Raw genomic sequence first — 25,644 nt, forward strand, 5'->3', positions numbered from 1 at the left:
GTGGCGGATCGGGACGGGCCGGGCGGGGACATCGCCGTGATCGGGGTGGCCGCGCTGCTGCCCGGGGCGAGCGGCCTGGACGAGCTGCACCACCTGCTGGCCGCGGGTGAGGACCGGGTGGCGCCGCCGACGCCGACGCGGGTGCGCCACACCGGGGGCGAGCCGGGCACCGAGTACCTGCCCATGGCCTACCTCGACCGGATCGACCTGTTCGACCACCGGTTCTTCGGCATCCCGCTGCGCGAGGCGGAGGCGATGGACCCGCACCACCGGCTGCTCATGCAGTTGGCGCACGCGGCCATCGAGGACGCGTGCCTGCGCCCGAGCGGGCTCCAGGGGTCGCGGACCGCGGTGGTCCTCGGTCACGCCCGCTCCGACTACGACACCCTGTACGGGGAAGACGACCCGCTGCACACGCTGGGGTCGTTGCCCGCGGCGCTGGCGGCGCGGATCGCCTACCACTTCGACCTCACCGGCCCGGCGTTCACCGTCGACACCGCGTGCAGCAGCGCCCTGGCCGCCGTCGCCCAGGCGGTCACGGAACTGCGCCGCGGTGCCGCCGACCTGGCACTGGCGGGCGGCATCAGCCTGCGCCCGGTGCTCATCCCCACCGAGGGGCACGTCCCGGCGCGCGGGGTGGAGACCACCGACGGGCGGTGCCGCCCCTTCGACGAACGCGCCACCGGCGCCGCGGCGGGCGAGGGCGGCGCGGTCGTGCTGCTGCGCAGGCTGGCCGACGCGGTGGCCGCGGGCGACCCGGTGCACGCGGTGATCAAGGGCATCGCGGTCAACCACAACGGGCACCGGATGGCCAGCATGGGCGCGCCGAGCCGCAAGGCGCAGACCGAGGTGATCACCGCGGCCTGGCGCGACGCCGGGGTGGCGGCGGACTCGGTCGGCTACGTGGAGTGCCACGGCTCGGCGACCCCGCTCGGCGACGTGATCGAGGTCGACGCCCTGCGCCAGGCCTTCGCCGACGCGGGCGTGCCCGCCCCCGGCTGCCCGATCGGGTCGATCAAGGGCAACCTCGGGCACCTCGACGGCGCCGCCGGGATGGCCGGGCTGCTCAAGGCGCTGCTGGCGGTGCGCCGCGGCGAGCTGTACCCGACCGCGCACTTCACCACCCCCAACCCGATGCTCGACCTGTCCGGCCCGGTGCACGTCAACCCCGCCCGCGCGCCGTGGGCGAAGGACGGGCCGCGCCGGGCGGGGGTGAGCGCCTTCGGCATGACCGGCACCAACGTGCACGCCGTGCTGGAGCAGGCACCGCCGCGCCCCGGCGCCGCCGTTCCTGACCTGGGCGGCGAATTGGTCACTGTCTCGGCGAAGTCCGCCTCGGCGTTCGGCCGCTACTGCGACCGGCTCGCCGACTTCGCCGCCACCACCGACCACGACCTGCGGACCGTCGCGCACGCGCTGAACCGGGGCCGCGACGACCACCCCTACCGCGGCGCGTTCACCGCCCGCACCACCCGGGAACTGGCCGAGGCCCTGCGCGCCGCAGTGCCGCCCCGGGAACCCGCGCCCGATGAGCGGCCGGTGGTGGTGCTGCTGGCCGGTGACGCGGTCGTGGAGGAGGAGACCTGGCGGGAGCTGTGCACGACGTTCCCGGCCCTGGCGGACACCCCGCTGCCAGAGGCCCCCGCCGCCCGGTTGGTGGCGACGGGCGTGGCGCTGCTCGCCCTGGCCCGGTCGCTGGGCGTTCGGCACGACCACCTGGTCGGGTCGGGGGCGGGGAACCTGGTGGTGAGGGTGGCGCGGGAAGAGATGACCCTCGACGCCGCACTGCGGGCGGCGGAGGGCATGGCGCTGAGCAGCGAGCTGGACCACGCGCGGCTGGCGGGGGTCGCCGAACGGTTCACCCGCGACGGCGCGGTGCTCGTCGACCTGGCCACCGACGGCGTGCTCGCCCGGGAACTGCGGCGGCTGCGGCCGGAGCTGCCCCGGGTGGAACTGTTCGCCGCACCCGGGCGCGGCAGCGTGCTGCGCCAGCTCGGCGCCCTGCACCGGCTCGGGGTCCGCCTCGACTGGGACGCCCACTACGCCGGGGCGGACATCCCCCGCGTCCCGGCGCCGACCTACCCGTTCGACCCGGTGCGCTGCTGGTGCCGACCGGTCGGGGCACCCGCGCCGCAGCCGGTGAGCAGGCCCGCGTCCGCGTCACCCACCCCGATGCCGGGTGCGCCGGAGGACCGCGTCATGGCGGTGTGGCGGCGGGTGCTGGGTGCCGACGACCTGGCGCCCGACTCGGACTACTTCGCCCTGGGCGGCACCTCCATCGCCGGGATCAGCGTGCTGCGCTCCCTGGAGGACGAGTTCGGCATCCAGCTCACCTTCGCCGACCTCTACGCCCACCGGACCGTGCGCGACCTCGCCGCCCGGGTGGCGCAGCTCCGGGCCGAGGGCGGGTCGGCAGGCGCCCACCAGGACATCCCGGTCCTGCCCCGGGGCGGCCCGCTGCCGGTGTCCTTCGGCCAGGAACAGCTCTGGTACCTCGACCGGCTGAACCCGGGCACCGCCCTCTACAACATCACCCACGACCTGCGCCTGCGCGGACCGCTCGACCAGGCCGCCCTCACCGCGGCCGTGCGGGACCTGATCACCAGGCACGAGGTGCTGCGCACCCGGATCGCCGCCGACGACGACGGCGTGCCGCACGCCCTGGTGCGCGCGGAGGAACACCGCGTGGCGGTGCACGACCTGTCCGCGCTGCCCGAGGACGAACGGCACCGCGAAGCCCGGCGGCTGATCGACGAGGACGCGCTGCTGCCCTTCGACCTGGCCGAGGGGCCGCTCGTGCGCACCGCGCTGCTGCGGCTGGGCGACGACGACCACGTGCTGCTGTGGACCTACCACCACATCGTCTACGACGGCTGGTCACCCACGGCGTTCTTCCGCGACCTCAGCGAGTTCTACCGGGCGCGGCTGGCCGGGCGGGCACCCGAGCTGCCGGTGCTGGGCGCCCAGTACGCCGACTTCGCCGCCTGGCAGCGCCGCAGGCTCGCCGACGGGGTGCTGGCCGAGGGCCTGCGGTTCTGGCGCGGCGCCCTGGCGGGCCTGCGCGCCGACGAACTGCCGCTGGACCGGCCCCGACCCACCACCCGCGACTTCACCGGCGCCATGGTGGAGTTCGAGGTGACCGGGGAGCAGGCGGAGCGGGTCCGCGAGTTCAGCAGGCAGCAGGGGGTCACCAGCTTCGTGACCATGCTCGCGGTGGTCGACACCCTGCTGCACCGCTGGGCCGGGCACACCGACGTGGTGATCGGGGTGGCCACCTCCGGGCGGGTCAACCCCGCCACGCACGACCTCATCGGCTACTTCAACAACGTGCTGCCGTTCCGCACCAGCACCGCGGGCTCCCCGCCGTTCACCGAGCTGGTGCGCCGCTGCGCGCGCACGGTGGCCGACGTGCTCGACCACGAGGAGGTGCCGCTGGAGAAGGTCGTCGCCGACGTGCTCGGCCGCCGCGACCCCGGCAGGCACCCGCTGTTCGACGTGGCCTACACCTACCAGAACGTGCCGCAGGACACCGCTGAACTGGGTGGGCTGGGCTGCTCCCGCTACCTCGACGGCGCCATCGTCGGGATCGCCCCCGGCACGGCCAAGTTCGACCTGACCGTGGGCGTGGTCGACCAGGGCGAGGGCCCGATGAGCGGTTACATCGAGTACGCCACCGCCCTGTTCGACCGCGCCACGGCCGAGCGGCTGGCCAAGTGGCTGCCCGAGATCGTCGCCGAGGTCGCCGCCGACCCCGACCGGCCGCCGCACCCGATCCCCACTCCGGCACCCGCTCCACAGTGGAGGGAACCCCAGCCCATGCCCCACTCCCCCAATGGCACCTCCCGCGCCGGACAGGTCCTCACCGCCGTGGTCGCCGACCTGCTGGCCCTCGACGACGTCAAGCCGAGCGACAACTTCTTCGACCTCGGCGGCGACTCGGTCCTGGGCGTCCGGGTGGCCGCCCGAGCGGCCAAGGCGGGGGTGCACGTCACCCCGCAGCAACTCCTGCAGTGCCGCACCATCGACGAACTGGCCCTCGTCGCCGCCGTGGACGGCCACGAGCGGGAACCCGCCCAGGCCCCCGACCGGCACATCCCGCTGACACCGATCATGCACCACTTCCTGGAGCACGTACCCGACGGCAACGCGGACTTCGTGGAGGTGCAGGTGTTCGAGCTGACCTCCACCGCCGTCACCGCCGAACACGCCCGCGCCGCCGTCGAACACCTGCTGGCCCGGCACGAACCACTGCGCTACCGCTTCCGCGGCAACAGCCTCAGCCTGCACGCCGAGTGCGCCCCACCCGGCGACACCCCGTTCGACGTCTCGGTCCTGCCGCCGATGGACGAGCAGCGCGAACGGGAACGCATCGCCGCCGACTGCCGGGACCTGCGCACCGACCTGGACCTCAAGCGCGGCCCGGTGGTGCGTGCCCGCTACTACCAGCGCGGCCACGGCCGCAGCGCGCTGCTCGTCCTGCTGGTCCACCACTTCGTCTTCGACAACATGTCCACCGTCGTGCTCATGGACGACCTGGACGCCGCCCTCACCGACCTGGTCGCCGGTCGCGCGTTGGCACCCCAACCACACGCCCCGGGCTGGCGGCGGTGGTCGGAACACCTGCGCGACATGTCCACCTCCGACACCCTGGCCGCCGAACTGGACTACTGGACGGCCATCGCCCACGCGGGCGCCGACCTGGGCCTCCCACCGGGAGAAGGCGGGGGCGGCACGGCCCGGTACTTCCTCGACACCGTCCCGACCACGGGCAGCGCGTCCGAACGGGAGGTGGCGCTGTGCGCGGTGGCGCACGGGCTGGCCCAGTGGAGCGGGACGGCGGGCGCCTACCTGACCGTGGAGGGCGAGGCCACCCCCAGCGCCTACCGGCACGCGGGCCGGGGACCGGCGGTGGGCTGGTTCACGACCCTGCACCCGGTCGTCCTGCCCATCGAACCGGGCGCGGCAGTGCGGGACTGCCTGCCCGACGTGGTCGACCGGGTCCGCTCGGTGCCCAACGACGGCGTGGGCCACGGGATGCTGCGGCACCTGTCGCCGCACAACCCGGCGGTCGCCCGGTTCCGCGCCCTGCCCGAGCCGCAGGCCATCCTGCTGCACGCCCCCAGCGACATGGCCGCGTTCGACGCCGGGGTGCGGCTGATCAGGATGCGGTGGGACCTGGCGGTCAACCTCAAGCAGGCGGTCTCCACCTGGTTCCCGCTGATCGTCGCCGTGGCCGAGCGCGAATCCCGGCTGTGCGTGGAACTGACCAGCGTGGACCGCTTCAGCCAGGCCGAACTGGAAGCCATGGCCTCGCGGATCGGCGCCGCCTTCACCGCGCTGGCGGACGGGTGATCGCCCTGGCGGCAGCGGGCTGGCACCTGCCCGACCCGGTCCCGGTCGCCGACCTGCCCGAACTGGCGCACCTGTCCCCCGCCGAACGCGCCACCTGTGCGGCCCTGGGCATCGACAGCGTCGCGGTTGACGATTCCCTGGGCCCGACCGACCTGGCCGCCCTAGCCGCCCGCCGCGCCCTCGTGGCAGCGGACCGCGAACCCGACGACGTGGATGTTCTGCTCGTCATCGAGTCCCGCGCTCCGGACACCCTGGTCAGCTCCGAGGCCACCCGCCTGCAAACCGCCCTGGGTGCCCGCCGTGCGATGGCCTTCTCGGTGGGCGGCCTTGGCTGCGCGTCACTGACCCCCGCCCTGCTCACCGCCGAGGGCCTGCTGCGCGCCAACCCGGACCTGCGGACGATCCTGGTGGCCCACGGCAGCAAACCGGCCACCCCCGGCCGCTACCGCCACCCGGTCACGCTGAACGGCGACAGCGGCGGAGCGCTGGTGATCGCTAGGGAAGGCCCGGTCCTCGTGCGCGACATGCTGCTGGAAACCAACGGCGACTACGCGGACCTGTTCCGGGTCGACTACCGCGACCGGTCGTTCGAGCGGTGGCGGGAGGAGTGCGCCGACCTGCCGACGTACTCGTTCAAGCTGGCGGTCGAAACCCGCAACCGCCTGCGCTCCCTCACCGAGAGACTGCTGTACCGCAACGGCCTCCGCCCGGCTGATGTGGCCTGCCACATCAGCCAGAACCTGTCGGCCACATCCCTGCGCAACCACGAGGAAATCCTGGGCGCCCCCCTGACGAAGTCCTGCCAGGACAACCTGTCCCGCTACGGCCACCTCGGCCCGAACGACGTCTTCCTCAACCTCTACAGCGCCTTGGACCGGGGTGAACTCCACCCGGGGGATCGCGCGGTACTGCTCAACGTCAGTCCGGTCGCCGCGTGGAGCGCGCTACTGGTGGAAATCGGCCCCCAGGAAGACGCGCACCACCTGCTGTGACGCCTGTCCGTCGAGTTCCCACACCTCGACGGCCCACTGATCACCATGTGCCACACTGGCAGCAGCAGGCTCAGTGGCAAATCGGGGGTACACCATGGCACGGCTTCTCGCCCATCTGGACGACAGCGTGGAGGTCGACCACAACCACTTCCTGATGCAGGAAGTACCGACACTGCGCACGATGAGCGTCGACGACATGCCCGGCGACGACGAACTCGTCGCGGGCAGCGACGGTGGGCTCTACTTCCACAGCGCCGCGAACGATCACGAGGCGGATGTGCGACTCGAACTCTGGGACGCGGAGCCGGACCCGGTGGCGGCGCCGTGGACCCTCGGGGCCACGGTGTCGACCGACCTGCGAGACGCGGTCCGGTTCAACTCGATCTTCATGGTCTTCTCCGGGCGAGAGCTGGTCCTGCCGGTGTCGGGCCCGTACATGGCCCGCGTCTCGACCCGGGGTCGTGACGCTGCTGCGGAGTTGGAGGAGGCCACCTTCGCCAAGGGCGTGGAGAAGTGGCTCGTGCAGCTGTGGTCGCGCCCGGCCTGATCCGAGTCGGTCAGGACGTCCGGGCGTGCAACCAAGCGCGCACGGCCAACCCCAGGGCGAGGACGCCCAGCACCGCCATCACGATCACGGCGGTGGTGGGTACCACGCCCATCTCCGCAAGCGCGCAGAACCCGGCGGACGGGAACGGGGAGCAGTAACGCATCCGGTCCAGTTCTTCCGGTCCAGGCTTGCTGATCCGGTAGGTGAACCCTGCCAGCACGATGAGCAGCACACCTGCGGTGATCAGAATGACGACCGTGCGCCTCGTGGACATCATTCCCCCTGGTCCGATGAGCAGCGCGAGGAATCAGCTTAGATGATCGGCGCCTGCTGTGACGGGGTTGTTTCCTCAGCAGGCCAACAAGAGATCGCGGTCGCGCCACGCCGTGCGGAGCAGGGATGCCGATCCGGAACTCAGGCGGGGTTGGAGGCGGGCAACGGCGTCGGCGGTGAAGGGTTCCTCGTGGGCGTAGTCGATGGCGCGCGTGCCCGCACCGTCGTGTTCGGGGTTGCCCAGGAATTCCTCGGAGTACTCGCGCATGATGTTGTGCCACAGGGAGAAGTCGTTCCGCACGTCGGTGGCCGCCGTGGTGGAGGATTGGAACTCCCCGGACGGCACCACCGAGCACATGCCCCCGCCGTCCGCGACAGCCGTGGGATCGCGCTGGTGCAGGGTGAACCGGTGCCCCGCCACGGGGTCGTGGCGGATGGTCAGCGTGCTGATGCCGGGTGACACCAGCCACCGGTGGGGATCGAACGGGTCCGGCACGCCCGCCCTGATCGGCAGGTCGTCGAGCCGTGGCACAGACCCCCTGGAGCGCACGAAGGCGGCTTTGAACTCGTGGGCGACGTACTCCTTGACGTCGAACACCTCGAAAAAGGTCGTGGTGCCGAACCGCAGCGCCAGGCCCTCCTCGGCGCGGACGTCGAGCAGGCGGTAGCTGACGCGGTTCTCCAGCAGCCGGGGCAGGACGAGGTCCCGGACCGCCCGGCTGTACGACGGGTACCTCTCGCCCCGGTCGGTCAGCGGCAGGACGCCGTCGAGCGGTGCGGTCAGGGGTGGGGCCGCGGGGTGCGTGACGTCGAACTCCAAGCGGACGTCCTCCAGCGGGATCGGGGTGTCCAGCAACCAGCCCGGGCCCGCCAGCACGTGGCCGTCCCAGGCCCGCACCGACTCCGGGTACAGCCACGCCGCGAGTTCGGACAACTCACGGCCCCGCCGCGCCGCCGCCCTCCGGACCGCCAACCACTCGCCCTGGCTGCGGCGCACCCGCTCGTCCGCAGCCGCACCGGCAGCACGCGAAGAAGGCCGCTCAGCCTCGTTGATCATGTCGTCGAGCCGGGCGGCGTCGACCCCGAGCAGGTCGGCCAACAGCGGCCGCATGTGCGGCAGCGGCTCGTGTTCCCCGGACTCCCAGGTCGCCACTGTCGTCCGGTCGACCCGCAAGGCCTCGGCGAGGCTTTCCTGCGTGTACCCGGCAGCCCTGCGCGCGGCTGCCAGGCCCGACCGCCGAGACCGGCTCATCCCCGACTCCCTTCCTGCTGGACCTCAGCGAAGGTAACAGCCGGTTCGAGCACCCGCGCCCGCCGCGCCCGCACCCCACAAACTCCCCGCGTCGATGGGCTCGTGGGCTTGGAGGTCACAGCGATCCCGGTTGCGCCGGCGATCCTGGCTCCGGGGCGCCCGTGGGCACCCCGGAGCGGTGGATCAGGTGGCGTTGATGGGGGTCGTGACCGAGGTTGCCGGGCCCGACTCGAAGAAGATGCCGCCACCGATCGTGATGGTGAGGTTGCCGGTGGTCGGGGCGGTGATGGCGACCTTCACCGTGAAGGTGACGGTGGGCGGGGGGACGCGGAAGAAGCTGTCGCGGAGGCTGAAGTAGTCGGAGCCGAAGAGTTCGAGGGACCAACTGGGGGTGGAGGTGACCTCGGTGAAGATCAGGCCTGCGGGGCTGCCGGTGGAGTGGATGGCGTGGGTGTCGAGGGCGTTGCCGGTGAAGGCGGCGGTTCCGGTGAAGGTGACCGTGCCGCCGACGTGGAGGGTGGTGGTGTCGCGGTCGGGGGTGAGGGTGAGGGTGCCGGTGTTGTGGGCCTCGTAGTAGCCGACGTCGGCGGTGGCGGGGGTGGTGGGGCGCACCGAACCGTTGGGGCCCAGCTGGAAGGTGAACGTGGGGCCTCGGCCGGTACCCTGCTCGAAGTCGGAGTCCCGGGTGGGGTCTGTGCCCTGGTGGGCGGGGGACTGGGTGTACATCCGGCCGCCTTCGTAGCCGTCCGACGACTGGAGGGTCGCTTCGCCCAGGGCGACGTCGTCGATGGTGTAGCGGCCGTCCGCGTTCATGGTGGTGGCACCGTTGTACACGGTCAGACCGATGCCCGCGCTGAAGCCCGGTTCGCGGGCTTCCCTGATGCCGTTGGCGTTGAGGTCCTTCCACGACCGGCCGGTGATCTTGCCGCCGCGGGCGCCGAAGTTCGCCGTGGACAGCTTGTCCGCGGTCACGGTGACGCGGCGGGTGGTGGGGGTGCTGAAGCCGTAGTTGTACTGCTTGCCGTCGACCTGGTAGACGCCCGGTGCCAGGTTCGGGAAGCTGTAGGTGCCGCCCCAGGCCGTCTGCGTGCCGGTGATGTAGTTGCCGTACCGGTCCGACAGGGTGACCCACCCGAGGTACAACCCCGGCTCCACCCCGTTGATCCGGCCGTCGGCGTCGCGGTCGAACCAGACCTTGCCCTCGATGGAGCCGGTGGGTGCCGGGTCCGCGGTGGCCGTGCCTGCCGTGCCGACGATGAAGGCTGCGATGAGCACGGCTGTGCCGCATGTTCTGAGCTGCATGAAATTTCTCGACTCCCCAGTTGAGAATTCCGGTGTCCCGGTGATCCCGGTACACAGGAAGGCGTGTGGGGGGCCTCCCGGTTCCCCGGGCCACCCGCTGGGGTTAGTCGGGGGCGTCAGTGGTGGGCGGGTTCCTTCTGGGCTTCGAGGAGGTCCTTCTTGTCGGGGAAGGCGCGCAGCGCGGGGCTGATCAGGGCCAGGATGGTCAGCACCGCGATCCCGGCCGTGCACAGCAGGATCACCTGGGTGCCGCCCGCCAGCCCGGCCAGCAGCCCGCCCACCGCAGGACCCGCCGCCGCGGAGGCGCCGCCGAGGACGGCCATGACGCTGCTGAAGCGGCCGCGCATCTCGTCGGGGGTGAGCAGGAGTTGGTAGGTGCTGATGGTGACGTTGGCCGTGGGGGCGAGGAAGGCGATGCCCGCGAGCAGCAGGCCCATCAGGTAGCCGTTGTGGATGAACACGGCCACCGGGGTGAGGAGGGTGAGGGCGACGAAAATGCCGACGATGGACAGGTACGGGGTGAGCAGGCGGTTCAGGGTGGGGGCGGCGAGGGCGCCGAGGAGGCCGCCGATGCCGAACATGGCCGCCATGACGCCGATCTCGGCGGGTGAGAGGCCGCGTTGGTGGGCCAGGACGATGATGACGATGTAGAACGCGGTGAAGAAGAAGTTCACCCCGATCAGGCAGGCGGCCGTGGCGCGGATGAAGCGCTGGCCCCACACCCAGCGCAGACCGTGCCCGATCTCGGGCAGCAGTCTGCTCAGGGAGGCCCGTGCCCGTTCCTGCGCGGGGACGCGCAGGAACAGCAGGGCGATGAACGAGAACACGTGCAGGACCATGTCCACCGCGAACGGGACGACCCTGGCCAGCGTGAACAGGGCTCCGCCGAGGGCGGTGCCGGACAGTTGGCCCAGGTAGCCGCGGGCGGCGTTGCCCGCGATCGCGCTGTGCACCTGTTCGGCGGGCACGACCCGGGGCAGGGTGGCGTGCTCGGCGGGTTCGAAGAAGGCCCGGCACAGGCCCATCAGCGCCGCCGCGGCGATGATGTGCGCCAGGCCGAGCACGTCGAACCACAGCGCGGCGGCGATGCTGGCCGCGGCGAGGATCTGGCCTGCTTCGCACAGGAGCATGACTCGTTTGCGGTCCCAGCGGTCGACCAGGGCGCCCGCGGGCAGGCCCGCGACGAGTTGGGCCGCCGCGCTGGCGCCGACCGCCAGGCCCGAGGCCGCCGGGGAGCCGGTGACCACGAGCACCAGCAGCGGCAGGGCGATGGTGACGGCGTTGAAGCCGACCTCTGAGGCGACCTGCGCGCCCCAGAGGATGCCGTAGTTGCGGTTCTTGCGGAGGGGGGTGCTCATGGTGCGACCTGCCTGCCACCGGCGGTCGCGGCGATGCGGCGCAGGGCGTCTGCGAAGTCGGCCATCAGGGTGGTGATGGTGGCCTCGCGGTAGCGCTCTCCTCTGTAGTGGCAGGAGAAGCCCAGCTTGCCGTCGCGGATGCCGCCGACGACCTCCAGTTCGTGGGCGCCGTGGTCGTTCGGGTCGTGGTCGTGGTTGAAGGTGGGCAGCAGGGCGCGGCACAGGCCGCCGCCGGTCGCCGTGGGGCCGTCCCACTGGCCGAGGTAGTTGAAGACCATCGCCGTGTTCGGGCCGACCTGCGGGGCGTCGCTGAGGTGGCGCAGGGCGCCGTGGCCGATGCCGTTGCCGGGGACCGTGCGCAGGGCGCGGCGGACCGACTTGACCAGGGCGACCGAGTCCGGTGCCAGGTCCGGCGGGACCTCCAGCGCCACCGGGTACAGGGTGGTGAACCAGCCGACCGTGCGGGACAGGTCGACGTCGTCGAACAGTTCCTCGCGGCCGTGGCCCTCCAGGTCGAGCAGGACCCGCTGCCGCCCGGTCCACCGGGACACCGCCCAGGACAGCGCGGTGAGCAGCACCTCGTTGATCCGGGTCCGGTAGACCGCGGGGACCCGGTGCAGCAGGTCGTCGGTGTCCTCGGGGTCCAGGGTGAACTCGACGACGGCCGCGCCCGGGGTGGCGTCGGCCGGGGCGTCCGGCTCGGGCAGGGCGGCGTCGGCGCCGTCGATGCCCTGCCAGTGCGGCAGTTCGTCGTCGAAGCCGCCGCCGCGGGTGTGCTCGGTGAGGCGTTCGGCCCACGCCTGGAACGAGGTGGTCTTGCGGCCGAGGTCGACCGGCTCGCCCGCGGCGGCCTGCCGGTGGGCGGTGTCCAGGTCGGCGAGCAGGGTCTGCCACGACACCGCGTCCACCACCAGGTGGTGCACCGCCACGAAGAGCTGCGGGGCGCGGTCCGGTCCGAGGTCGAACAGGGCCGCGCGCAGCAGCGGTCCGGTGGCCAGGTCGACCCCGGACTGCATCCGCTGGGCGACCTCCGCCATCGCCGCGCGCAGCCCGTCACCGTCCAGTTCGGACAGGTCGTGGGTGGTGAGGAGGTCGGCGGGCTCGGTGGCGGCGTTGTGCTGGTGCCAGGTGCCGTCCACCCGCTCGAAGCGCATCCGCAGCGCGTCGTGCTGGGTGGTCAGCGCGGTCAGCGCCGACCGCAGGGCGGCCCGGTCCACGTCCGGGGCCAGTTCCACCAGCACGGACTGGTCGAAGTGCTGCGGGACCGAGCGGTGGTCGAGGAACCAGCGCTGGATCGGGGTCAGCGCGACCGCGCCCTCGACCAGCGCTCGGTCGTCGGACTGCTCCTCCATCGCCCCGGTGACCTCGGCGAGCGCGGCCACGGTGGGGTTGAGGAAGATGTCCTTGGACGTGACCGCGAGGCCGGCGGACCGGGCCCTGGCGGCGACCTGGATGCTCAGGATCGAGTCGCCGCCCAGCTCGAAGAAGTTGTCCGTGACCCCGATGCGGTCGTTGTCCAGGACGGTCGCCCACACCTCGACGAGCGCGGCCTCGACCGGGGTGCGCGGCGGCACGTGTTCCGGCGCGGCCTGCTCGGTCGCCTCCAGGTCGGGCAGCTTGCGCCGGTCGACCTTGCCGTTGGCGCTGAGCGGGAGCCGGTCGAGCACGGCGAACGCCGACGGAACCATGTAGTCCGGCAGGGTGCCGCGCAGGTACGCGGGCAGGGTGTCGACCTGCACCGTGCGGTCCGGGGCGGCCAGCAGGTGCGCGGCCAGGCGGGTGCGGCCGTCGCGGCGGCGGGCGGTGACCACGGCCTCGGCGATGTCGGGGTGCTCGACCAGGGCCGACTCGATCTCCCCCAGCTCCACCCGGAAGCCGCGGATCTTGACCTGCTCGTCGGAGCGGCCGACGAACTCCAGCAGCCCGTCCGCGCGCCAGCGCACCAGGTCGCCGGTGCGGTACATGCGGGCACCCGGGACGAACGGGCAGGCGACGAACCGCTCCGCGGTGACCCCGGGCTGCCCCACGTAGCCACGGGCCAGGCCGGTGCCGACCACGTACAGCTCCCCCGCGACGCCGACCGGCGCCGGGCGCAGGCGGGCGTCGAGGACGAACACCCTGGTCGCGTCCAGCGGGCGCCCGATCGGGGCGACGTCGTTCACCTCGTCGGCCGCGCGCATCGGGTGCGAGCTGGCCATGACGGTGACCTCGGTGGGCCCGTAGGCGTTGACCACGGTGATGCCCGGGCAGGCCGCCAGCACCCGGCGCACGGCGCCGCCGGGGACGACGTCACCGCCCGCCAGCACCTCGGACACGCCGGTCAGGATCTCCGGTGCCTCGGTGGCCACCACGCGGAACAGCCCGGAGGTCAGCAGGAGCCCGCTGACCCGCTGCTCGGCGATGACCGCCCGCAGGGTGTCCACGTCCAGCTCCCCCGGCGGGGCGACCACGACGGACCCGCCGCGCAGCAGCGGCACCCACAGCTCGTAGGTGGAGGCGTCGAACGCCAGGGTGGCGTGCATGAGCACCCGGCGCGCGCCGTCGGCGCTGAAGCAGCCATCGGCGGCGAAGCCGACGATGCCGCGGTGGCTGATCGCCACGCCCTTGGGCCTGCCGGTGGACCCGGAGGTGTGCATGACGTAGGCGACGTCGTCGGGGTGCGGGGTGATGTCCGGCGCGGTGTCCGGCCACTGGTCGTCCTGCGCGGCACCACCCACCACGGCGCTGTCCACCACGATGTGGTTGCCGACGTGCGCAGCCGATGCGGTCGGCGCCCACTCCTGATCGGTGACCAGCACGCGGACGTCCACCCCCGCCAGCAGCTCGCGCAGCCGCTCCACGGGTGCCCGCAGGTCGAGCGGCACGTACGCCGCCCCCGCCTTGAGCACGCCGAGGACCGCGACCACGACCGCCGGGGAGCGGCCGAGCAGGATGCCCACCCGGTCCTCGCGGCGCACGCCCTCGGCCAGCAGCCGGTGCGCGAGCCGGTTGGCCCTGGCGTCGAGTTCCCGGTAGGTCAGCGACACGGCACCGGAGGCCACGGCGACCGCGTTCGGCGTGCTCTCGCACATCCGGGCGAACGCCCCCACCACGGTGTCCTCACTGGACACGACCGGAACACCCCGCCCGCTCCACTGGTCGGTCAGCAGGGCCAGTTCGTCGTCGGGGACCATCGGCAGGTCGGCGACCGGGCGGCCCGGGTCGGCGGCGACGCCGTCGAGCAGGGTGCGCAGGTGCCCGGCCAGGCGCTGCACGGTGGTCTCGTCGAACAGGTCGGTGTTGTAGTTCAGCGCCACGTGCAGCCGGTCGCCGACCTCCTCGAACTGGAACAGCACGTCGAAGCTGGCCGTGCGCACCGGCAGCGGCACCTGCTCGACGGTGAGGTCGGGCAGCGCGATCCGCGACCGGGGCGTGTTCTGGAGCACCACGGCGGCCTGGAACAGCGGCGTGCGGCTGGGGTCGCGCTCGGGCGCCAGCCGGTCCACCAGTTGCTCGAAGGGCACGTCCTGGTGGGCGAACGCGGCGAGCACGGTCTTGTTCGTGGTGGCCACGAACTCGGAGAACGGCGCCTGGTCGGGCACGTGGCCGCGCAGCACGAGGGTGTTGACGAAGCAGCCGACCAGGTCGGTCAGGTCGGCCCGGTCGCGGCCGGACACGACCGTGCCCACCGTGACGTCGTCCTGGCCCGCCCAGCGGCCCAGCAGGACCTGGCAGGCGGCCACGAGGGTGGTGAACAGGGTGCCGCCCCCGGTCCGGCCGAGCCCGCGCAGCCTGCCGGTCAGCTCGGCGGGCAGCTCGAAGTCGACCAGCGCGCCGTTGGTGGTGTGCACCGCGGGCCGGGGCCGGTCGGTGGGCAGGTCCAGCGGGAGCGAGTCGGCCAGTTGCCCGCGCCAGTAGTCCAGGTCGGTGTGCAGCGCCTCCCCGGCCAGGCGTTCGCGTTGCCACGCGGCGAAGTCCGGGTAGTGCACCGGCAGCGGCGGCAGGTCGGCGGGCCGGTCGGCCAGCGCCGCGCGGTAGCCCTCGGCCAGTTCGTCGACGATCAGCCCGGCGGACCAGCCGTCGGTGACGATGTGGTGCAGCACGATGCTCAGCACGTGCTCCCGGTCCGACACCCGCAGCAGCCGCGCCCGCAGCAGCGGGCCTTCGGCCAGGTCGAACCGGGTGCGCGCGTCCTCGGCGAGCAGCCGGTCCACTTCGGACTGCGGGTCGGTGTGCGCGGAGGCGTCGACCACCGGCAGGTCCACCGGGGCGGGCGGGTGCACCACCTGGGTGGGTACGCCGTCCACGGCCGGGAAGGTGGTGCGCAGGGCGGATTGCCGGGCGACCAGTGCGGTCAGCGCGGTCCGCAGCGCGTCTTCGACCAGGTCGCCGCGCAGCCGCAGCGTCACCGGGGCGACGTGCTCGACGCTGTCGGGGGTGAACTGCTGCAAGAACCACAGCCGCTGCTGGGCGAAGGACAGCGGCGCGCGCTCGCCCGACGTCGTCGGGATGGGCGCGTGGGCGGCCGCGACGACGCCACGCTGGGCCTGCACGGCCTGGGCGAGGTCGGCGACGGCGGGGGTGGTGAACAGGGCGTGCGGGGACAGGGCGACGTCGAGTTCGGCGCGCAGCCGGGAGATGACCCGGATGCTGAGGATGGAGTCGCCGCCCAGGTCGAAGAACCCGTCGCGGGCGCCGACCCGGTCGACGCCCAGGACCTCGCCGAAGATCCGCGCGATCACCCGCTCGGTCTCGGTGCGCGGCTCCTGGTGCCCCGCCCGCTCGGCCACCACGGGGTCGGGGGCGGGCAGGGCCCGGCGGTTGAGCTTGCCGTTGCGGTTGCGCGGGAGCGCGGGCACCGGCATGAACACCGACGGCACCATGTACTCCGGCAGGGTGGCCCGCAACATGCCGGTCAGCTCAGCGGCACCGGGCGCGGCGTCCGGGACCCCGGGGACGAGGTAGGCGACGAGCCGACGGTGACCGTCGCCCGCGTCGTGGGCCACCACGGCGACCTCGGTGATGCCGGGGTGGGCCAGCAGCGCGGTCTCGACCTCGCCCGGCTCGATCCGGTGCCCGCGGACCTTGACCTGCTCGTCGGCCCGACCCCGGTACTCCAGGACCAGGTCGGGGTTCCACCTGGCGAGGTCGCCGGTGCGGTAGAGCCTGCTCCCGGGCGGGCCGAACGGGTCGGCGACGAACCGGCCCGCGGTCAGGCCCGGCCTGCCCAGGTAGCCGCGGGCGAGCTGGTCGCCCGCCAGGTACAGCTCGCCGATGACGCCGACCGGCACCGGCCGCAGCCGGGCGTCGAGCACGTGCGCCCGGACGTTGCGCAGCGGCACGCCCAGCACGGGCTTGTCCCCCGCGACGGGCGCGGAGAGCGCGTCCACGGTGCACTCGGTGGGGCCGTAGAGGTTGTAGGAGGCGGTGTCGGGCAGTGCGGCCAGTTCGCGCCACAGCACCTCGCCGCACGCCTCGCCACCGATGAGCAGGACGGACGGGCGGTGCCCTGGGCCGTCGAGCAGCCCGGCGGGCATGAGCTGGCGCAGGTAGGACGGCGTCAGGTTGAGCAGGTCCAGCCGGGCGTCGGTGACGTAGCCGACCAGCGCTTCGGCGTCGAGCCGGATCGACTCGTCGACCACGTGCAGCTCGTGGCCGCCCGCGAGCAGGACGACCTCCTCCAGCGACGCGTCGAAGGAGAACGGGGAGGTCATGGCCATCCGCAGCCGCCCGTGCCCGGCCATGGCCGCGACGCGGTCGTGGCAGAGGTTGCCCAGGCCGCGGTGGTCGACGACGACGCCCTTGGGGCGGCCGGTCGACCCGGAGGTGTAGATGACGTAGGCGGCGTTTTCGGGGCGCGGGGCGGGTGGGGCGGTCTCCGGCAGCGCGGCGGTGGCCGGGTCGTCGACGAACACCTCCGGCACGCCGGGGAGCGGACCGGCGTCGGTCGCGGTGGTGATCACCAGCGCCGGGGTGGCGTCCTCGGTGATCAGCGCGAGCCGTTCTGCGGGCAGCTTCGGGTCGACGGGCAGGTACACCCCGCCCGCCTTGAGCACCGCCAGCAGGGCCAGCACCGCGTCCGCGCCGCGCGGCAACGCCACGGCGACGACCTGCTCTTGGCGCAGGCCCAGCGAGACGAGGTGGTGGGCGAGCCGGTTGGCCCGGGAGTCCAGTTCGGCGAAGCTGAGCCGGGTGTCCCCGTGCACCAGCGCGGTCGCCTCGGGGTCGGTGGCGGCCCTGGCGGCGAAGGCGTCGGTGAACAGCGCGGTCGGCACCTCGGCGGCGGTGTCGTTGCACTCGACGAGCAGGGTCTGCCGGTCCGCCGCCGAGAGCCACGGCAGGTCGCCCAGGGGGCGCTCCGGGTCCACGGCGATGCCGTTGAGCAGCGACCACAACTGCTCGACCAACCGCTGCACGGTGTCGTGGTCGAACAGCGTCGGGTCGTAGGACAGCGCCAGGTTGAGCCGGTCGTGCAGGTGCGCGCTCAGGCTCAGCGGGAAGGTGGTGGTGTCCACCGCGTGCACGTCGACCACCCGCAGCGCGCCGACCTCGGCGGCGTCGCTGAGCGGGTAGTTCTCGAACACGACCATGCTGTTGAACAGGTTCTCCCCGGCGGGCAGGTCGGTGAACGACCGCAGCCGGGCCAGCGAGGTGGCCTCGTGGGCGCGCGACTCGGTCTGCTCGGCCTGCAACCGGCGCAGCCAGGACACCGCGGGCTCGGACTCGTCGACCGCGGCCCTGGTCGGCACCGAGTTGACGAACATGCCGACCATCGACTCCACGCCCGCCAGCTCGGCGGGCCTGCCGGAGACGGTGGTGCCGAACACCACGTCGCGTTCACCGCTGTGCCGGGCGAGCAGCAGCGCCCACGCGCCCTGGACCAGGGTGTTGACGGTCAGGCCGTTGCGCCGCGCGGTCGCGTCCAGCCGGGCCGACCACTCCACGTCGACCACGGTCCGCACGACGGCGGAGGACTCGCCGCGGTGCGCGGGCCCCGGGGTGCGGTCGTAGGGCAGCGGGGTCGGCCTGCCGAAGCCCGCCAACACCGCGCCCCAGTGCTTCTCCGCCTGCTCGGGCGGGAGGGTGCCCAGCCAGCGGACGTACTCGCGGAACGGCCTGCGGGTGGGCAGGTCCGGCGCGCGGCCCTCCAGCAGGGCGGTGTAGCACTCGGCGACCTCGGCGAAGACCTGCGCGACGCTCCAGCCGTCGAGCAGCACGTGGTGGAACGACCACACCAGCACGGCCTCGTCGTCGGTCAGGCGCACGACCGACACCCGGGTCAGCGGCGCGGTGGCCAGGTCGAAGCCCACCCCGCGGTCGGCGACCAGCAGGTCGGCCAGGTCGCGCTCGACGTCGGGGCGCCCGCGCCAGTCGTGGTGGGTGACCGGCAGGGTGACGCGCCTGCGCACGACCTGGACCGGTTCGTCCACCCCGTCCCAGGCCAGGTGGGTGCGCAGGGCGGGGGTGCGGTCCACGACCCGCTGCCACGCCTCGGCGAGCAGCGCCGGATCGCTCATCCCGGCCAGCCGCAGCCGCGCCTGGTCGGAGTAGGCACCCACCTCCGTGTCGACCAGGCTGTGGAACAGCATCCCGGCCTGCATCGGGGTGGCCGGGTAGACGTCCTCGACGTCGCGGCCGTCGGCGGCGATCAGGTCGACCTGGGCCTGCGTGAGCTTGGCGAGCGGGAAGTCCGACGGAGTGGCGCCACCGGAGGCGGGCTCGGCGCAGTGCGCCACCAGTTCGCGCAGCGCCGCCACCAGCGCGTCGGCGAGGTCGCGCACGGTGTGCTCGTCGTGGACCTCGGCGGAGTAGAGCCAGCTCAGCTCCAGTTCGCCGTCCTCGACCATGCCGGTGACGTCGAGCAGGTGCGAACGGGTGTCGGCGGGCGCGTGGTCGCTGCCGACCGGGGCGCAGCGGGTGCCGAGGAGCCCGGAGCCGGGCGAGCCCGCGTCCCACTGGCCGTGGTAGTTGAACCACACCTGCGGCACCGGGTCGGCGGCCAGCGCCGCTCCCCCGGTGCCGAGGTAGCGCAGCGCCTCGTAGCCCAGGCCCTTGCCGGGCACGGAACGGATCTGCTCTTTGACCGACTTGATCGTCTCCGCCCACCGCCCGCGCCCGGCGGGCAGCCGCAGGACGAGCGGGTACTTCGCGGTGAACCAGCCGACCGTGCCCGACAGGTCCACATCGGACTGGGGGGCGTCGGCGCCGCCGGGGGCGACCAGGTCCTCGCGGCCGTGGCCCTCCATGCCGATGAGCACCGAGTCGCGCCCGGTCCAGTCGGCCAGCACCCGGCCCAGCGCGCTGAGCAGCAGGTCGTCGATGCGGGTCCGGTAGACCGGCGGGGCCTGGCGCAGCAGGGCGTCGGTGGTCGCCCGGTCCAGCCGCGCGGTCACCACGCGGGTGGAGCCCACGGTGTTGTCGCCGTCGTGGTCGACCGGGAGGTCGGTGGGCACGCCGTCCAGGGCGGTCGCCCAGTAGGCGGCCTCCTCGGCGAAACCGCCGGAGGCGACGTGCTCGCTCAGCCGCCGCGCCCAGTCCCGGTACCCGGTGGTCGTGGGTGGGAGCTGCACGGGGGTTCCGGCGGCGACCTGCCCGTGGGCGGTCTCCAGGTCGGCGAGCAGGATGCGCCAGGACACGCCGTCCACCACGAGGTGGTGCGCGGCGATGAGCAGTCGCGCGGGGCCGGTGTCGTCGGTGAACAGGACCGCGCGCAGCAGCGGCCCGGTCTTCGGGTCCATCCCGGACTGGGCGGCCACGGCGTGCCGCTCGACCTCCGCCACCCGGTCCGGCTCCAGAACGGCCGACAGGTCCACTGTGGTCAGGGTGGTGCCCCGGGGGACGTCCACGACGTCCTGCGACCACTGGCCGTCCACCTCGGTGAAGCGCAGCCGGAGGGTGTCGTGGTGGTCCAGGAGCGCGTCGAGCGCCCCGGACAGCGCGGCCGGGTCGACCGGGCCGCGCAGGTTCAGCATGACCGACATGGCGTAGTGGTCGCGGCTGCCGATCTCGTTGAAGAACCAGCGCTGGATCGGGGTCAGCGGGGCCGGGCCGGTCACCCGCTCCACGGCCGCGGGCGCGGTGGCGGTGTCGACCACGGCGGCCAATTCGGCGATGCTCTGGTGCAGGAACATCTGCCGGGTGGTGAACCGCAGGCCCTCGCGCCGGGCCCGGGACACCACCTGGATGCTCAGGATCGAGTCGCCGCCCAGCTCGAAGAAGTTGTCGGTGACGCCGACCGCGTCCACGCCGAGCACGTCCCGCCACACCTCGACGAGCGCGGTCTCGACCGGCCCGCGTGGCGGCACCCGGTCCTCGGTCGCGGTGGTGGTGACCTCCGCGGCGGGCAGCGCGGCGCGGTCGAGCTTGCCGTTCGGGGTCAGCGGGAGCCGGTCCAGCGCCACGAACACCGCGGGCACCATGTGCTCGGGCAGGCCGCGGCGCAGCCAGGTGCGCAGTTCGGCCGGTTCCGGTGCCTGGGCGCCGACGACGTAGCCGACGAGCCGCTGGTGCCCGCCCGCGCCCTCGGACACCACGACCGCGGCGCCGGTCACCTCGGGGTGGGCGACGAGCGCGGCCTCGATCTCGCCCAGTTCGATCCGGAAGCCGCGGACCTTGACCTGGTCGTCGGCCCGGCCCCGGTACTCCAGCCCGCCGCGGTGGTCCCGGCGGGCGAGGTCGCCGCTGCGGTACATCCGCGCCCCGGGCGGGCCGAACGGGTCGGCCACGAACCGCTGGGCGGTCAGCCCGGGGCGGCCGAGGTACCCGCGGGCGACGCCCGGTCCGGCCACGTACAGCTCCCCCACCATGCCCGGCGGCACCGGGTTGAGGTGCTGGTCGAGCAGGTGCAACCGCAGGTCGGGGATGGACTCGCCGATCGGGCTGCCGCTCGGGGCGGCCAGGTCGGCCCCGGTCAGCTCGTGGAAGGTGGTGTGCACCGTGGTCTCGGTGATGCCGTACATGTTGACCAGCCGGGTCCGCTCCAGCGGGTGCCGGGTGCTCCAGTCCAGCAGCCGGGCCGGGTCCAGCGCCTCCCCGCCGAACACGACGACCCGCAGCGCGAGGTCCGCGCCGACGTCGGGCTGGTCGCGGTCGGCCGCGGCGAGCTGGTAGAACGCCGACGGGGTCTGGTTGAGGACGGTGACCTTCTCGGTGGCCAGCAGCCGCAGGAAGTCGGCCGGGGACCGGGTGACCGCGTGCGGGACCACGACCAGGGTGCCGCCGTTGAGCAGCGGCCCCCACAGCTCCCAGACCGAGAAGTCGAAGGCGTAGGAGTGGAACAGCGTCCACACGTCGGTCTCGTCGAAGCCGAACCAGGAGTCGGTGGCCGACAGCAGCCGCACGACGTTGCGGTGCGGGACCACCACGCCCTTGGGCTTGCCGGTGGAGCCGGAGGTGTAGATGGCGTAGGCCGCCGCGTCCGGTCCGGCCGGGTTCGGCGCGGGGTCGGTGGCCGGGCAGCGTCCCAGGGCGTCGGTGGTCTCCGGGTCGTCGAGGCGCACCACGGGAACCGCCGAGTCCACACCGGACAGGGGGTTGCCGGTGGACAGCATGAGCGCGGGTTCGGCGTCGCCGAGCAGGTAGGCGATCCGCTCGGCCGGGTACTCCGGGTCGATGGGCAGGTACGCGCCACCGGCCTTGAGCACCGCCAGCACGGCCACGACCAGTTCGACCGACCGCGGCAGCGCCAGGGCGACCAGCCGCTCCGCGCCCACACCGCGCTCGATCAGCAGGTGCGCCAACCGGTTCGCGCGCTCGTTGAGCTGGGCGTAGGTGGTGGTTTCCCCGTCCAGCACGACGGCGGTGGCATCGGGCCTGCGCGCCGCCTGGGCCGCGAACAGCTCCGGCAGCGTGCTCTCCGACGTCGCGGGTGCCGGGGGCGCGGTCAGCAGGGCGGCCTGCTCGGCCTCGGTGACCAGCGCGATGTCGCGCAGCGGGCGGTCCGGGTCGGTGACGACGGCGGTCAGCAGCAGTTCCAGCCGGGCGGCCATGTCGTCGACGGTCTCGGCGTCGAACAGGTCGGTGCTGTGGTTGAAGCGCATGCACAGCCCGTCGCCCTGCTCCTCGAACTCCAGGCTCAGGTCGAAGTTCGCGTTCTCCTGCGCCAGGTCGACCGGTTCGGCAACCAGCCCGGGCAGGGCGGGGGCACCGGCGCCCGCGTTCTGCAACACCACCATCACGTCGAACAGCGGGGTCCGGCTGACGTCGCGGGGCACCTTCAGGTACTCCATGAGGCGTTCGAACGGCACCTCGTCGTGGGAGAAGGCGTCGAGCACCGTGGCGTGCACCGCGCCGAGCAGGTCCCGGAAGGACCGCTGTGAGTCCACTGTGGAGCGCAGGACGACCGTGTTGACGAACAGCCCGGCGAGCTTGGCCAGTTCGGGCTGGTTGCGACCGGCGGTGACCGTGCCCACGGCGATGTCGTCCTGGCGGGTGTAGCGGGCCAGCAGCGCCTGGGTGGCGGCGACCAGCGCGGTGAACAGCGTGACGCGCTGCCCCACGCACAGCGCGCGCAGGCCCGCGGCCAGCCCGGCGGGCAGCACGCGCTCGCGGGTGGCCCCGGCGCTGCCGCGCACGGCGGGCCGGGGTCGGTCGGTGGGCAGGTCCAGCGGGCGCAGGCCCGCCAGCGCGCGGCCCCAGAAGTCCAGGTGCCCGGCCACGGCCGCGTCGGTCAGCCGCTCCTGCTGCCACACCGCGAAGTCGGCGTACTGCAACTGCGGGGCGGGCAGCGCCGCGCGGGCGGTGTCCGGCGCGGTGCGGGCCGCGGCGTAGAACACGGCCAGTTCCTCGGTGAGCACGCCCATCGTCCACCCGTCGACCACGGTGTGGTGCGCGCAGAGCAGCAGCACGTGCTCGTCGGCGGAGACGCGGGCCAGCACCACCCGGAACAGCGGGCCGGTGCGCAGGTCGAACGGCCGGTCCAGCTCGGCGCGCAGCGTGCCGTCGAGCCCACCCGGGTCGCCGCCGAGGTCCAGCAGCGACACCGGCGGCTCGGCGGGCGGGTGCACGACCTGCACGCCCCGCCCGTCCTCGGCGGAGAAGGTGGTGCGCAGCACCTCGTGCCGCTCGACCAGGCAGGTCAGCGCGAGCCGCAGCGCGGGCACGTCCAGCTCGCCGCGCAGCCGCAGGGCGAGCGCGCTGGTGTACTCGGTCGACCCGGGGGTGAACTGGTCGAGGAACCACAGCCGCTGCTGCGCCGAGGACAGCGGCAGCGGCCGGTCCCGCGGCGCCGGGGCGATCTGCCCGGTGGTGCGGCGGGCCTGCCCGCTGAGCTTGCGGCGCAGGCGTTCCTGCAGGGCGGCGGGCAGGGCCGCGATGCGGTCCACCGGGTCGGGCGTGGTCACGGCGTCGTCTTCCCTGGGTCAGTTGCGCTCGTCGCCCGCGGCCGCGGACTCGAGTTCGGACAGGATGGATTCCTCGACCGCGCGGGCCAGGGCCGCGACGGTGTGGCAGCCGATGACCTCGCGCAGCGAGATGTCGACGTCGAAGGTCTCCCGCACCTTGGTGGTGACGTGCAGGCTGAGGATCGAGTCGCCGCCGAGGGCGAAGAACTCGTCGTCGACCCCGACCTCCGCCACCGCCAGCACCTCGGCCCAGATCTCGGCGATCAGCGTCTCGGTGATCGTCCGCGGCGCCTGGTGCTGCGCCACCGACACCTGCGGCTCGTCCGCGAGGACAGCCACCCCGTTGCCGGTGGCGGGCCGCATCGGCTCGCCGAGGGAGTCGAGCAGGGTCCGCAGCGACTGGTACGGGTCGGTCACGGCGGCGTCGAGCAGCACACCCAGGCGCCTGCCCATCTCCTCGACGGTGGCCGCGTCGAACACGGCCGGGTCGTAGGTGAAGGCGAAGGTGAGCCGGCTCCCCGGGTAGACGATCACGCTCATCGGGTAGTTGGTGGTCTCCACCGCGCGCACGTCGCCCAGCCGCAGCCCGTGCTCGGCGGCGGCCTGGTCGTCGATCGGGTAGTTCTCGAACACCACCAGGCTGTCGAACAGGTTGGCCCGCCCGGTGACGCCGCTGAGCCCGCGCAGCTGGTTGAGCGGCACGTAGCCGAACCGCCGCGACTCCACCTGCGCCAGTTGCAGGCGTTGCAGCCACGGCACCAGCCGCGCCCTCGGGTCGGCCTCGGCGAGCACCGGCATGGTGTTGATGCAGATGCCGATGATCTCGTCCACCCCCGGCAGCTCGTCGGGCCTGCCGGACACGGTGCTGCCGAAGCACACCTGCTGCTGACCGGCGCAGTCGGCGAGCAGCAGCGCCCACGCACCCTGCACGACGGCGTTGCCGGTCAGCCGGTTGGCCCGGCCCAGCTCGGCGACCCGCTCGCTGGTGCGCTCGGAGAGCCGGACGGTGATCCGCTCGGTGGAGCGCTGGCCGTGGCTGGTCGTGGCGACCCGGTCGACCGGCAGCGGGGTGGGCTCGGTCAGCCCGGACAGCAGGCCGCTCCAGTGCTCCCGCGCGGCGTCGCGGTCCTGGCGCCCGAGCCAGGCCACGTAGTCGCGGAACGGCCGCCGGGGCACGGGGTCGCCCGCCCCCGGGTGCCCGGTGAGCCGGGCGTGCTCGGCGAAGACGTCGGTGAGCACCCGGAACACGCTCCACCCGTCGAGCAGCAGGTGGTGGAAGGTCCACACCACCCGCACCTCGTCGGCGGAGAGCCGGGCGATCCGCAGCCGCATCAGCGGGGGCGCGGTGAAGTCCAGCTCGTCGCCGCGGTCCTGGGCCAGCAGCTCGCCCAGCCGCTGCTCGCGCCACGGCTCCGGCTGCGCCGCCCAGTCCTCGTGCGCCACCGGCACCCGCCCGGAGCGGTGTACCACCTGCACGGGCTCGGGGAGGTTCTCCCAGGCCACGGCGGTGCGCAGCACGGGGGTGCGGTCCACGACCCGCTGCCACGCCTCGGCGAGCAGGGCGGGGTCGCCCACCCCGGCCAGCGTGCAGGTGACCTGCTCCAGGTAGAGCCCCTCGCCCTCCTGGGCGAGGCTGTGGAACAGCATGCCGCTCTGCATCGGGGTCAGCGGGTAGACGTCCTCGACCGCCCGGCCGGTGCCGACGATCCGGTCGACGGCGGCCTGGTCGAGGCGGGCCAGCGGGAAGTCCGACGGCGTGCAGCCGCCCGCCCCCGGCTCGGCGCAGTGCGCCACGAGCGAGCGCAGCCGGGCGACCATGCCCTCGGCCAGCGCGCGCACCGTCTCCTCCTCGTGCAGCTCCGCGGAGTGGAACCAGGTGAACTCCAGCCCGGAGCGGTCGGCGCGGCCGACGACCTCCAACTGGTGCGCCCTGGTCGCGCCCTGGTCCTCGTCGAGGCCCAGCGGCCCGGCGGGGGCGCTGTAGAGCCCGTCCACCACGCCCGCGGTGTCGAACTGGCCCAGGTAGTTGAACGAGACCTGCGCCTGACCGGTCCCGGTGGCCCGGTCGCCGAGGTAGCGCAGGGCACCGTGGCCGACGCCGCGACCGGGCACCGCCCGCACCTGCTCCTTGACCGACTTGAGCAGCGCGCCGGGCTCCTGGCTGCCGGACAGGTCCAGCGCGACCGGGAACAGCGTGGTGAACCAGCCGACCGTGCGGGACAGGTCGACGTCGTCGAACAGTTCCTCG

General features: G+C 73.5%; 9 protein-coding genes. 3 read left to right on the forward strand and 6 right to left on the reverse strand.

Annotation, left to right across the window (positions count from 1 at the left end; translation table 11 throughout):
- The 3 genes from UO65_RS03925 (at nucleotide 1) to UO65_RS03935 (ending at nucleotide 6,891) form a co-directional block, all read left to right on the forward strand.
- Nucleotides 1-5,352 carry a condensation domain-containing protein gene (locus tag UO65_RS03925; protein WP_035278796.1) on the forward strand — a complete coding sequence of 1,784 codons (5,352 nt, stop codon included), beginning with the start codon at nucleotides 1-3 and terminating at the stop codon, nucleotides 5,350-5,352.
- The gene (locus UO65_RS03930; RefSeq protein ID WP_035278797.1) at nucleotides 5,349-6,344 is read left to right on the forward strand and encodes a 3-oxoacyl-[acyl-carrier-protein] synthase III C-terminal domain-containing protein; all 996 of its coding nucleotides are present in this window, start codon (nucleotides 5,349-5,351) and stop codon (nucleotides 6,342-6,344) included. Before UO65_RS03925 ends, UO65_RS03930 begins: the two co-directional genes overlap by 4 nt.
- A gap of 94 nt (nucleotides 6,345-6,438) precedes the next feature.
- A complete protein-coding gene (locus tag UO65_RS03935; RefSeq protein WP_152551968.1) occupies nucleotides 6,439-6,891 on the forward strand; it encodes a hypothetical protein in 453 nt (150 codons plus the stop codon).
- A 10-nt stretch (nucleotides 6,892-6,901) separates the two neighbouring features.
- Here the strand turns inward: UO65_RS03935 and UO65_RS03940 are convergent, their stop codons facing one another.
- The 6 genes from UO65_RS03940 to UO65_RS03965 form a co-directional block, all read right to left on the reverse strand.
- Nucleotides 6,902-7,165 (reverse strand): hypothetical protein, encoded by a 264-nt coding sequence (locus tag UO65_RS03940; RefSeq protein ID WP_035278799.1) that lies wholly within the window; start codon nucleotides 7,163-7,165, stop codon nucleotides 6,902-6,904.
- Between the two features lie 75 nt (nucleotides 7,166-7,240).
- Nucleotides 7,241-8,416, reverse strand: a complete 1,176-nt coding sequence (locus tag UO65_RS03945; RefSeq protein WP_035278800.1) for a helix-turn-helix transcriptional regulator — start codon at nucleotides 8,414-8,416, stop codon at nucleotides 7,241-7,243.
- A 183-nt stretch (nucleotides 8,417-8,599) separates the two neighbouring features.
- Nucleotides 8,600-9,718, reverse strand: coding sequence for an SdrD B-like domain-containing protein (locus UO65_RS32995; protein ID WP_084175287.1), 1,119 nt, complete (start codon nucleotides 9,716-9,718; stop codon nucleotides 8,600-8,602).
- Between the two features lie 116 nt (nucleotides 9,719-9,834).
- Nucleotides 9,835-11,076, reverse strand: a complete 1,242-nt coding sequence (locus tag UO65_RS03955; protein WP_035278803.1) for an MFS transporter — start codon at nucleotides 11,074-11,076, stop codon at nucleotides 9,835-9,837.
- Nucleotides 11,073-23,396: a non-ribosomal peptide synthetase gene (locus UO65_RS03960; RefSeq protein WP_035278805.1), complete on the reverse strand. Its 12,324-nt coding sequence runs from the start codon at nucleotides 23,394-23,396 to the stop codon at nucleotides 11,073-11,075. The genes UO65_RS03955 and UO65_RS03960 overlap by 4 nt, the downstream gene beginning before the upstream one ends.
- Nucleotides 23,397-23,414: 18 nt before the next feature.
- A partial coding sequence (locus UO65_RS03965; protein WP_035278807.1) for a condensation domain-containing protein occupies nucleotides 23,415-25,644 on the reverse strand: 2,230 nt, incomplete at its 5' end.

Source organism: Actinokineospora spheciospongiae, assembly GCF_000564855.1.
Lineage (GTDB): Bacteria > Actinomycetota > Actinomycetes > Mycobacteriales > Pseudonocardiaceae > Actinokineospora > Actinokineospora spheciospongiae.

Coding starts and splice junctions, on each gene's coding strand:
- UO65_RS03935 (WP_152551968.1), top strand. CDS start 6,439: ATGGCACGGCTTCTCGCCCATCTGGACGACAGCGTGGAGGTCGACCAC.
- UO65_RS03940 (WP_035278799.1), bottom strand. CDS start 7,165: ATGTCCACGAGGCGCACGGTCGTCATTCTGATCACCGCAGGTGTGCTG.
- UO65_RS03945 (WP_035278800.1), bottom strand. CDS start 8,416: ATGAGCCGGTCTCGGCGGTCGGGCCTGGCAGCCGCGCGCAGGGCTGCC.
- UO65_RS32995 (WP_084175287.1), bottom strand. CDS start 9,718: ATGCAGCTCAGAACATGCGGCACAGCCGTGCTCATCGCAGCCTTCATC.
- UO65_RS03955 (WP_035278803.1), bottom strand. CDS start 11,076: ATGAGCACCCCCCTCCGCAAGAACCGCAACTACGGCATCCTCTGGGGC.